General features: G+C 38.6%; 10 protein-coding genes and 1 pseudogene. 6 read left to right on the forward strand and 5 right to left on the reverse strand.

What is annotated here, in order from left to right; all coding sequences use genetic code 11:
- The first annotated feature begins 21 nt into the window (after positions 1–21).
- On the forward strand, positions 22–735 hold the full coding sequence (gene treR, locus PCY71_RS09635) for a trehalose operon repressor (RefSeq protein ID WP_048773017.1): 714 nt from the start codon (positions 22–24) through the stop codon (positions 733–735).
- A 365-nt stretch (positions 736–1,100) separates the two neighbouring features.
- Here treR and PCY71_RS09640 read toward each other — a convergent pair whose 3' ends face one another.
- Both PCY71_RS09640 and PCY71_RS09645 read right to left on the reverse strand, forming a co-directional pair.
- Positions 1,101–2,441, reverse strand: coding sequence for a hemolysin family protein (locus tag PCY71_RS09640; protein ID WP_048773013.1), 1,341 nt, complete (start codon positions 2,439–2,441; stop codon positions 1,101–1,103).
- 151 nt (positions 2,442–2,592) lie between these two features.
- The gene (locus PCY71_RS09645) at positions 2,593–3,717 is read right to left on the reverse strand and encodes an AI-2E family transporter (RefSeq protein WP_002897049.1); all 1,125 of its coding nucleotides are present in this window, start codon (positions 3,715–3,717) and stop codon (positions 2,593–2,595) included.
- Between the two features lie 74 nt (positions 3,718–3,791).
- Between PCY71_RS09645 and PCY71_RS09650 the strand changes: the two genes are divergently transcribed.
- The 5 genes from PCY71_RS09650 to PCY71_RS09670 all read left to right on the forward strand — a co-directional run bounded on the left by PCY71_RS09650 (position 3,792) and on the right by PCY71_RS09670 (position 8,708).
- Positions 3,792–4,586: an ABC transporter ATP-binding protein gene (locus PCY71_RS09650; RefSeq protein WP_048773009.1), complete on the forward strand. Its 795-nt coding sequence runs from the start codon at positions 3,792–3,794 to the stop codon at positions 4,584–4,586.
- Entirely contained in the window at positions 4,583–6,145 is a 1,563-nt protein-coding gene (locus tag PCY71_RS09655; protein ID WP_048773004.1) for a beta-carotene 15,15'-monooxygenase, read from the forward strand. Before PCY71_RS09650 ends, PCY71_RS09655 begins: the two co-directional genes overlap by 4 nt.
- 111 nt (positions 6,146–6,256) lie before the next feature.
- Complete coding sequence (locus PCY71_RS09660) at positions 6,257–6,631, forward strand: hypothetical protein (protein WP_002909121.1); 375 nt, start codon at positions 6,257–6,259, stop codon at positions 6,629–6,631.
- A 70-nt stretch (positions 6,632–6,701) separates the two neighbouring features.
- Entirely contained in the window at positions 6,702–7,763 is a 1,062-nt protein-coding gene (locus PCY71_RS09665) for a DMT family transporter (RefSeq protein ID WP_002909120.1), read from the forward strand.
- A gap of 180 nt (positions 7,764–7,943) precedes the next feature.
- Entirely contained in the window at positions 7,944–8,708 is a 765-nt protein-coding gene (locus tag PCY71_RS09670) for a class I SAM-dependent methyltransferase (RefSeq protein WP_002909119.1), read from the forward strand.
- 539 nt (positions 8,709–9,247) lie between these two features.
- Here PCY71_RS09670 and PCY71_RS09675 read toward each other — a convergent pair.
- From PCY71_RS09675 to PCY71_RS09685, 3 genes and pseudogenes are all read right to left on the reverse strand, one after another.
- Positions 9,248–10,024: an ABC transporter permease gene (locus tag PCY71_RS09675; protein WP_048772999.1), complete on the reverse strand. Its 777-nt coding sequence runs from the start codon at positions 10,022–10,024 to the stop codon at positions 9,248–9,250.
- On the reverse strand, positions 10,011–10,964 hold the full coding sequence (locus tag PCY71_RS09680) for an ABC transporter ATP-binding protein (protein ID WP_048772997.1): 954 nt from the start codon (positions 10,962–10,964) through the stop codon (positions 10,011–10,013). Before PCY71_RS09680 ends, PCY71_RS09675 begins: the two co-directional genes overlap by 14 nt.
- A pseudogene (locus PCY71_RS09685) lies at positions 10,945–11,560 on the reverse strand (TetR/AcrR family transcriptional regulator). Before PCY71_RS09685 ends, PCY71_RS09680 begins: the two are co-directional and overlap by 20 nt.
- Positions 11,561–11,774 lie beyond the last annotated feature (214 nt).

The raw sequence follows: 11,774 nt of genomic DNA on the forward strand, positions 1-11,774 counted from the left end.
AGAAAACAAGTGGAGTTTATGATGAAAAAATACAAACAATTGTTCAAACAGATTGAGAAAGATATTTTAGACGAACGTTATGCAGTCGGAGACTTCTTGCCCAGCGAACACCAGCTGACAGAAGACTACCAGGTCAGCCGCGACACTGTGCGCAAGGCTCTGGCTCTGCTGCAGGAAGAAGGATTGATTGAAAAGGTTCGCGGACAGGGTTCCAAAATCATCAAGCAGGAACAGTTCGACTTTCCAGTGTCTAAGCTGACCAGCTATCAAGAGGTAGTCAAGCTGAATAATATGCAGTCCAAAACCAATGTTGTCAGCTTGGAAAAGATTACCGTGGATCAGAAACTGTCCGACATCACTGGTTTCCCGCCCTACCGACTGGTTTGGCGAATCGTCCGTCAGCGTGTTGTAGACCAAGTCGCCTCTGTCTTAGATATTGACTATTTAGACAAGGGCATCGTCCCTGACTTGACAAGGGAAATCGCTGAGCAGTCCATTTATGCCTATTTGGAAAATGACTTAAAGCTCAACATCGCCTATGCCAAGAAGGAATTTACCATTGACCACGCCAATGACCGAGACAAGATTCTCATGGACCTAGGCAAGGACCAGCAGGTCGTCTCTGTCAAGTCTCAGGTCTATCTGGCAGACGGCCGCCAGTTTCAATATACCGAGAGCCGCCACAAGCTTGACAAATTTCGCTTTGTGGATTTCGCTAAGCGTCAGAAAGAATAACCTTGATTTCCATCCAGACCACAAAACCACCTCTGCCTTCCAGTTGGCAGAGGTGGTTTCTTTTATGAGTAGTCTAAGGCTGCTTTGTTTTGGAGCGACAAAGAGCCTCAAAATTCTTTTTACTTGTTTTAGGAGATTTATATGAAAAAATTAGTTAAGGGCTTCTGCTGCTTTTTAAACGTTACTGATTCTTATTACTTCCTTTCTTACTTTTGCGCCTGTGAGGATGTCAATACTTGCTTATCATATAGAGTAACTTTAGATGTCATTGGACTGTCCTCATTTCTATTTTGATGCTATTAGTATAATCCCAGAAACTTAAGACAGACTTATAAAAAACTTGAAGGAAACTTAAAAGGCTGAGTTTATTTCTCAGCCTTTTCTGCTTCTTCAACAATTTCTGAAATTTCAACCTTAACCTTCGTAACACGGCCATTTTTTACCTTGTCATTGGTTAAAATGAGTTGCTTATTCTGACTTTCGACTTCATAGCTAATGCGTTCTTTCGGATCTGGAATAGTCCCCACACAAGTCAAGTAATAACCAGCAATCGTATCCACATCGTCGCTTTCGATTTCGACTTCAAAGTATTCATTAAAGTCATTGAGGGTCATGGTTCCTAATACGATGTAGGTATTCTCGCCGATTTCATGGACTTCGATTTCAGCCTTGTCTGTCTCATCGTCGATCTCACCGACAATCTCCTCCAAGAGGTCTTCAAGTGTGACCAGACCAGCCATTCCGCCATACTCATCCAAGAGAATTGCCATTTGGTTTTGCGTATTACGTAGCTCCTTGAGCAAATCATCGACAAACATGGTTTCCGGTACAAAGAGTGGCTCCTGCAGAATCTTACGCAGAACGATATTGTCAAAACCATTGACGAATCCTTCATTAAGCAGTCGCTTGGTATGAATCAGACCGATGACATTGTCCTTATCCCCATCATAAACGGGAATCCGCGAGAAGCTCTGTTTGAGAATGCTTTCGATAATTTCTTTGGTATCGTCCTGAATGTCCACCATAAAGGCATCCGTCCGCGGCACCATCAGTTCACGCGCCATCAGCTCATCCAGAGAGAAAATCCCCTGCAGCATCTCAATTTCATCTGCATCCAAGGTCTCCTCACTATTGGTCAGCATATATTCAATCTCATCCCGAGTCATTTTTTCGTCTGCATCATCAAACTTCATCGGGGTTATCCGACTCAGCAGATTAGTCGACGCTGACAGCAACCAAACGAAGGGGCTGACAATCTTGCCAAGAAAAATAATAACCGGAGCAGCCCGCACAGCTAGATTGTCTTTCAGGTTCATGGCAATGCGCTTGGGATAAAGCTCACCCAAAACAATAGAAATATAGGTCAATAAGACCAAAGCCAAGAAAGTTCCGATAGCACGTGCTGTTTCGGAATTTCCCATCCAAGAAGAGAACAGTTTCCCCAGATTATCCGCAAAACTGGCCCCAGACAGGATATTGATAACAGTAATCCCAACCTGAATAGTTGATAAGAAGTTATTGGGGCTTTCTAAGACAGCTAAGAGCCGGATATACTTGAGGTCACCCTCTTCAGCCTTTTGCTCCACACGCGCCCGATTGAGCGATACCATTGCCATCTCAGCTGCTGAGAAAAAGGCATTTAACAAAGTCAATATAAACAGTAGTAAGGCTTGCCATAAAATATTCTGACTGCCAGGGTCTTCCATTGATTCTTTCTCCTCGAAATGTATAAGTAAATCTGATTATATCATATTTTTAAATTTAGTGCACAGGAAATGAAAATAAGACGGGAGGCCCTTCTTCCGTCTTATTTTCTGGTCTTGAGACTCTGGAATCAATCGATTTCCAAACTCATACTTATTTATTAATAATCCCAAACTCTTCGTTCTTCTTCTGCTGCTGGGCTTCCTTGTGATTGTCATAGAGATTTGCTAGGAATTTGGCGATTTCTTTAAGGATAGAATAGGTCGGGATTGCCACAATCATCCCCAGTACACCATAGATATTGCTGGATAAGAGCAAGAGCACCATGATGGTAATAGGATGGACCTTCATCACACCGCCAACGATACGGGGATAGAGGATATTGCCATCTACCTGCTGGATAATCAGCATGTAAATCAAGGCTGCCACCATCTTCTGAGGATCGGTAAAGGCATACGTAATGACCATGGGAATCAAGCCGATGCTCGGTCCTACATAAGGAATCAGATTAGCCAGACTGGAGAAAATAGCAAAGACCAAAGCGTACTTGAGCCCAATCACGCTATAGCCAATATAGGCCAGAGCACCGATAATCAGGGCATCGATTGAAATCCCGCTGATATAGCGGGCAACAGTAGCATTGAGATTGGTCAGCAAGCTGGAGATATTGAGCTTATCGCGCTTGAGGACTGTCCGCTCCAGCATGGGCAAAAGCTTATGGCCGTCCATGAGGAAGTAAACCAAGAAAATCGGCGTCATAATCAAAATCATCAGCGTATTGACAACTGCTGACAGAACACTGCCCAGACTGTTGGTCACACTATTGAGAATATTTTGCAGAATGTCCACATAAGACAGGTTGAGCTGCTGGATGGTGGACTGGATATTCAGATTTCGAAAGAGCGGATTTTTAGATAATTGGTTGACAAAACTTTGAATTTCCCAATAAAGGCCTTGCGTTGAATTAATCAAGCTGCTCAGCTGATTAATCAAAATCGGCAAGAGATAAATAACACCCAAAGCAATCAAACCAAATAAAAGGCTGAGCGTAATTAGAATCCCAATCATTCGGTTGATTTTGAGCTTTTCCTGGAGAAATTTCACCAGCGGATTCGTAATATAGTAAAGAAATCCTCCCACAAGAAAGGGAATCAAGATGGTATTCACAACGCTAACAATCGGGGTTATCATATCCCCCATTTGGCGCCAGATAAAGAAAATAATCGTTAGCAAAAGGACCTCACTGGTCCAAAACATCAGCTTACTTTTATGAAACATTTGACTCCTCCTATCAGTTATTTTACCATAAATTTTGTTATAATAAAGGAGATTTAACGAAAGAAAGAGTAAAAATGGAAAAGATTATCAAACTGGAAAATGTGAGCTTGGCTAAACAAGGCCGAACCATCTTAAAAGATCTCAACTGGCAGGTAAAAAAAGGGGAGCATTGGGCCATCCTCGGTCTCAACGGTTCTGGAAAGTCTACTCTCCTGCGCTTGCTCATGGCTGAGCATTGGAAGACTAAGGGCAAGGTGACGGTTCTCGGTACGGAATTTGGTGCCGGCGACATTCCTCAGCTGCGAACTAGGATTGGAGTAGTTGGCTCCTTCATTGCTGAACGCCTGCCCAGCCGTCTCACATCTGAAGAAATCGTCCTGACAGGCAAGTATAAAAGCAGTATTCTCTACGCTCCTTACGGGCAAACTGAGCTGAACCAAGCTAGGGAAATGCTGGCTTCCATTGGCGGGCAAGAATTGATTGGCCGAAGCTACATCAGTCTGTCTCAAGGGGAAAAGCAGCTCTTGCTGATTGCGCGCAGTCTCATGGAAAAACCAGAACTGCTTATCTTAGACGAAGCGACCAGCGGTCTGGATCTCTTTGCCCGCGAGCGCCTGCTGGATCAGATTGGTAAGATTACACAGATGGACCAAGCTCCAACCATCCTCTATGTCACCCACCATGTAGAGGAAATCACTGCTGCTATGGATCATGTCCTGCTCCTAAAAGAAGGAGAAATCATAGCCCAAGGTCCTAAAGAAGACATTCTTCAAAAAGAGGTCATGAATCAATTTTATCCCCAGCCAGTCGAGCTGATTGAGCTGGGAGAAGACCGCTATTTCGTCAAGGTGGAGGGCAGGTCCTCATGAAGCAATTTTCTAATACCATCTTCAACCTAGGCTACTTCCTGATTCTGACCATGACTGCGATTGCCTTGCTTTTCCTGTCAGGGCAGATTCTGCTGTCCCATACTTACATACCTTTGAGAATTTCTGAAGGAGTCCAATTCGTCAGTAATCCTTGGTATTTCTACCCTATTCTCCTGCTCTTTCTCCTCAGCCTCTTTTTAATCCGGCCTCTGTTGGAAAAGGTTCAGACCAAGCATCTTTTTTGGTTTCTGTCCCTCATCTTTATAGCAGCAGCGATTTTTCTGATAACGGCCTACGATGGCCGCATCCGAGCTGACGCCAAGCACGTTTTCAATGCAGCCCTAGCCTTTAACCGAGGAGATTACAGCTCGCTGACAACCGTCGGAAGCTACATGTATCGTAATCCCCATCAGCTAGGACTGATGACTCTGGAGCGACTTTATACTTTTATTTCTCCGACGACTCAATTTGCCTTTAGCATGAATGTCGGCTGGACTTTACTCAGTCATTTCTTGATTTATAAGATTACAGCTCTCCTCAATGCCAGAGAAATGATCCAGAAATACACGATTCTGCTGACCTTTCTCTTTCTACCACAACTCTTTTTCATCCTCTTTGTCTACGGTACCATTCCCGGGCTCTTCTTCTGTCTGCTCAGTCTCTATGCTTTTATCAAGCTGGATCAGAAAGGAAATTTACTCTATGCCTTGCTGGGAGCGGCCAGTATTAGTCTGGCCTGCCTCCTGCGCAACAACTACATCATCTTTGCCATCATGCTGATTGGAGTCTTCTTCCTGTCCATCTTTTATAAATGGTCTTGGAAGAAACCCTTAGCCATCATCCTGATTTTAGCCGGTATCGTCCTTTCAAACAAGGGTCTGACGGCCTACTATGAGCAGCTGATTGGGGGCAAGATTGGTGTCGGTACCCCAAAAATCGCCTACATCACTATGGGCCTGCGGGATGATCCCAATCGGCAGACCTTGGGAGGCTGGTACGATGCCTACAATACCAAGATTCTCAAGCGCAACAAATACGATGAAAAATTGGCTACAGAAATGGCCACTCGGGATTTGAAGGACATTTTGATTCACTTCAGTAAGCATCCGGCTTATGCGCTGAAATTCTTCTACGAAAAGGTCAAGTCGACCTGGACTGAGCCAACTTTTCAGTCTATTTGGACTGGACCTCAGATTGAGCGCCAACAATACATGAAACCAACTATCCTACGCAGCATTTATGAGGAAAGAAAAGGTTATCAGATTGTTAATTTCCTGCTCTTGACCCTGCTAGCCAGCATCTATCTGCTCTCCTGTTTCTTTATCCTGCATAAATTTTTCGTCGCCGAGGAAAAGCTGACGCCTTTTGACCTCTATCCCTTCATCTTTCTATTAGGGGGCGGCCTCTTCCACTTCTTCTGGGAAACCAAGAGCCAGTATGTCTATATCTATGTCCTCCTTCTCATCCCTTCCGCCGCTCAATCCTTAGTCGACCTGAGCGATTGGTGGAAGAACAAAGGAAAAGGTGAGCCAAAAGACCAACTTGAGAAAGACCTATAAAACTTGAACACTTGACAAGAATTCCTTATAATTTTATAGGAATATTAAGTGAAACAAAGTTGAATTTGTAACTGAAATATTTTGTATTTTACGAAAGGAGAATAGTGATTTATGTTTTCAATATTAGGTGCAGTATTATTTGGAATTATAGCAATTATGACAGTTCTTGTTGCTTGCGGTCTGCCTTTGGGCGAATTTACAATGGGTGGACAACATAAAATCTTACCTAAGAAATTTAGACTTGCGGCAGTCATTTCGGTAGCTATTCAAATTTTTGCCGTGATCATTATTTTGCAATCCGGAGGTTTTATTCCCCTGTGGCTGTCTTTCAAGGTTACTAAATATATTTGTTTCTTCTTTGCCGCTTACCTATCCTTGAATACGATTATGAACATGATTTCAAAAAGTAAGAAAGAAAAATATGTTATGACTCCGATTTCACTTATAGCCGGAATATGTTTTTGGATAACAGCATTTCAGATGTAGCATGTGAAATGAGGATCATCTACAGTGCGTTAAATTGAGAATTTATCTAAAAGGAGTTGATTTATTAAATATGGATAAAAGCAGAAAATTTATAGCGGTAATTTTAGCATTGCTTGCGGCTATTTTTTATGCAATAAATACACCATTTTCTAAAGTGCTTTTAAATAAGATTCCACCGACATTGATGGCATCTTTTCTATATTTGGGAGCTGGAACAGGTGTAGGTATTATGTACTTGTTTCATAGGAAAGTCGAAGAAAAGTATGAAAAGTTAAATAAGGCAGATTTACCTTATACTGTTGGAATGATTGTCCTTGATATTGCGGCACCTATATCCCTTATGATTGGTATAAATATTGGTTCAGCCTCAAATGCTTCACTGCTAGGTAACTTTGAAATTGTAGCAACAACAATTATTGCTCTTTTGATATTTAAGGAGAAAGTAACATCAAAGTTGTGGATTGCTATTGGATTTATCACAATATCAAGTATAGTTCTTTCATTTGAAGGGGCTGAAAGTTTCAAGTTTTCATTAGGTTCATTGTTTGTTATACTGGCAACTTGCTGTTGGGGACTTGAAAATAACTGCACTAGAAAAATTTCAGATAAAAGTACTTATGAGATTGTTTTACTAAAAGGTTTTTTCTCTGGTAGCGGTGCATTTATAGTCGCCCTTATTTTGGGAGAAAGAATTCCTGAAATGAAATATATAATGGCTGCTTTGCTACTTGGATTTGTGGCATATGGGCTCAGTATTTTTATGTATATCAGAGCACAAAGAGATTTAGGTGCTACAAAAACTAGTGCATATTATGCTGTAGCTCCGTTTGTAGGAACTTTTTTAGCATTTATAGTAAATGGAGAAAAACTTACTTTGGTATATTTCATTGGTCTTGTTTTTATGATAATCGGCAGCGTAATTGTTGCATATGATACAATGGTTAAACGTCACAGTCATAGTCATTCTCACATAATTGTTCACACGCATGATGGGAAAACACATACTCATATTATCACGCATGAACATGAGCATAGTCATTTTATATTAGAGGAAAAGCATAATCATAATCATAAACATAAAGATTATATGAACAGCAAAGAACATAAATTGATACATGAAAAGAGATTGTAAATTTATAAAAGTGCTGTATTTGAAACATAACAAATTAAAGTTTCAAATAAAATAAAAATTAAAAATTAAAGCAAGATTAAAATAGTTCAAGAAATTAGAAATTTGTAGAGGTGAGAAAAATGTAATGGCAACCTATTCAACTTAAATCGAAATAATATAAAATTACGTGGAAATTATAAGATGAACAATTATATAAAATTAAATGAAGATAGATGGAATAATGTAAAAAATGACTATACTGAGCCATTGACACATGAAGAATTAGAAGAAGTTAAAAATAATCCAATTTCTGTTGCATTAACTGTTGGGAAAAAAGTTCCAACAGAATGGTTTGAAAAAGCCAACGGAAAAAGGATATTAGGTTTAGCTTGTGGTGGTGGACAGCAGGGACCCGTTTTTGCTGCAAAAGGTTATGATGTCACCATAATGGATTTTTCTAAATCACAATTAGAAAGAGATGAGTTGGTTGCTAAAAGAGAAGGATTAAAAATCAATACAATTCAAGGCGATATGACAAAATCATTTCCATTTGAAAATGAAACCTTTGATATTATTTTTAATCCAGTTTCAAATGTATATATAGAAGATTTAGAAAATATGTATAAAGAAGCCTCTCGAGTATTGAAAAAGGGAGGACTGTTAATGGTCGGATTTATGAACCCTTGGATATACATGTATGATGCTGACATTGTATGGGACAAGCCTGATGAGGAATTACTTTTAAAGTTTTCAATACCTTTTAATTCAAAAGAGCTTGAAGAGGAAGGCAAGATAATCATAAATCCAGAATATGGATATGAATTTAGCCATACCTTAGAAAGTCAGATTAGAGGACAACTTAAAAATGGTCTCGCTATGATAGATTTTTATGAATCGTGTGACAAAAGACATAGATTATCACGTTATGGAAATGACTATATAGCTACACTCTGCATTAAACCATAATATTATAGAACATGCTTCAGGAGAATAGCTCATTTTATTTTCCTTAAGGGTTAAAATCTAAATCTCAGTTTGTATAATTGAATATAACGATTTGAGAAACAGTAAATCACAAAGGTTTACTGCTTTTTTGCTTATTTTGAGAAGTCATAACCACCCGTGAAAACAGGTAACTTGTACACCGGCTATATGCAATTTCCCTCCAGCGACGTCTAAAGAAGTTCGCTGAACATTGCTCGGGGCAATGCTATGTTCGTTTGACTAATGCCCGTAAAAACAGGCTTTTATCTTATTCTAAAACTGCCATCTGAGAACGGTTTGACACTTAACTTATCAAAGACAAGGTCATTTTTTCCCAATCACGTATATTAGAAACTATCTTTTCATTTAGGCCAACGATATTCACATAGTCCCCTCTCCCCCAAAACTTTCGATTGTCATAATATAACCCCTCTTGTTTTTCAATCTGAACAGGAGGGGTTGTTTTGAATGGAAATGAATAAGACTTAGTTTTGTGTTATTAGCATTTTCATCACTTCATTTTAATCGTAATCAGCATACCTCCACCAAGCTATTGTTGCGATAAGACCTAGAATACTTACCCCAAATAAACTGACAATGCTCCCAAAATTCAATAGTGCTTTTCCTGCAATACCACTTGCGAGTGCAGGAATTGCCCATGGAATGTATTTCCCAAAGTTAAGAGCAGAACCAAGCTGAGAAAAAATAATAGTAAAAATGATAAATGCCAATGGTGACAAATATCCCCGGCCTAAACAAGCAAAAAGAGCTACTGGAGTAGAGAGTATGATTGTAAGAGTAGTACAAAAACCAAAAGTAAGTACACCTTTGAAAATCACCGTTAAGCTACCGCCTTCAAGTCCAATCAGATTGCCAGCTAATAATCCCAATAAAAGTGCAAAAATTGATAGAATATAGCTCCATAGAGCGATAACGATAAACTTGGATAATACGATTGTATCTCTTCTTATCGGGAGTGCTAATAGGTCTATCATCGTTTTATCAGAATATTCTCTACCAAAAACCCAAGATGCTGTAAATCCAAAAATGAGCAATCCCCCAACAGAAATGACTTGTGATACGGTCATTAAGTACGACGACCAGTCTGTTATCCTCATCATTTCCATTTTTGCAGAAATCAAACTAAGATTTTTGAAATTCTCTGGATATTTCATCATAGTTGCAAACAGCCCAACAATAAAAGGAACTAAACAGATAGAACAAGCAGTTACGATGGAAAGTTTTGATTTTATTAACTTTTTCCATTCAATTAAAATACAGGAACTAAGCTTTTTCATTCGAAACACCTCCATTATAGTCATTCAGTATTCTTAAGAAATAATGCTCTAAATCTTCTTTTTCAACAATCAGTGTTTTAGGTGGATAACCTGCATGGACTAGCAATGTGGCAATATCTTCCGGGCATTCCACAGATTTTGTATCAATTAGTTCTAAGAAATTGATATTATTTTCTGTGTCTGATTGAATGTTTACATGATAGCCCTGGTTAGATAATACTTCTTTCATAGCCTTATTATTAGAACCACTTACTAGTAACTTCTTTTCTAAGTACTGCTCTAATTCATTGCTTTCAACTTCTCTTATAAGTCTGCCCTCATGTATAATGACTATCCTAGTAGCAATTTTAGATATTTCCTCTAGATTATGACTTGAAATAAGAACAGTTGTACCTAGATGATTCGCCAATTCCTTTAACAGTTCTCTCACTTCAATAACTCCAAAAGGATCTAATCCATTTGTCGGCTCATCAAGAATTAGAATTTTAGGTTTATGAATAATCGCTTTTGCAATTCCTAAACGCGCAACATTTCCTAAAGAAAGATGCTTCTCCTGTTTATGTTCATATTGCTTTAGTTTTAATTTTTCAATTACCCAGTCAATATTATCTTTATTAACCCCTCTTAATTTACCAACGATTTCTAAATTTTCTCTCACCGTTAAATCCGGATAAGAATAAGGCGTCTCAATAATATAACCTATTTCGTTTCGAAGTTCTAAATTATTCAGATCTAACTTTTTTCCTTGAATATAGCATTCTCCTGATGTAGATTTTATCAATCCTAGCATCATTCTCATCGTCGTTGTTTTCCCTGCACCATTCAGTCCTAAAAACCCTACTATTTCACCAGGTTTTATTGATAGATTCAAGTTGTTGACAACATTTTTTGTTCCATATCTTTTAGAAAGCTTTGCGGTTCTAATTGCTTCTTTCACCATTACCTATCCTCCTTAGTAATTTGTTCCACAACTCCTTGTATGACTAACTTCAATGTAGTATCAAATTGTTCTTCACCGATTTCCTCGATGTGTAATATAGTCATAGCAATCGTTCTAAATAAAGCAGAGACGATTTCTACTGATACATTTTCTCTAATGTTGATTCGGGATACAATTTTTTTAACCATCCTATCATCTATCAGATGATGATTTGTTATCGCCTCTTTTGGCAATTTTCTTACGAGTAATTCCATTTCATGATTTTTAAATATAGTATACATAAATGAATAGCGAAAATCTTGATAAAAATCATAAAGTAACTCTACCAGACGATTTGTATCTATCTTGGTTTCCATATCTAATTGTTCTGTCAGGCGATTCATAACATCTATTTGATATTCTTCTAAGACCGTAAAAAATAACATTTCTTTTGAGGAATAAAAATTATAAAAAGAACCTTTGGAAATATCTACCATTGCTGCCATTTGGTCAACTGTGGTTTTCTTAACCCCATATCTTTGAAGGCATTCCTTTGCAACTTTATGTAATTTCTTTCTAATTACTTCCTTTTCTTCAGTAGTAAAAGCAGTAGCCATAACTTCCTCCTGAAAACTCTGTGACGTTTTTTGGTTTTACAGTCATAGCTTATCATATAAACTAAAAGATGTCAAAAGTCTTATATCTTCTTTGTAAGAAAATATAAGACTTTAAATTTACACACATCATAATTCTCTTCTTTTAGACCTATTTATTTGAGTGTCACAATTTAAAAAATAAGGATACAGTACTGAAAGCTCCTATTGTCTGGCT

It is taken from the genome of Streptococcus sp. SN3 (assembly GCF_030439905.1).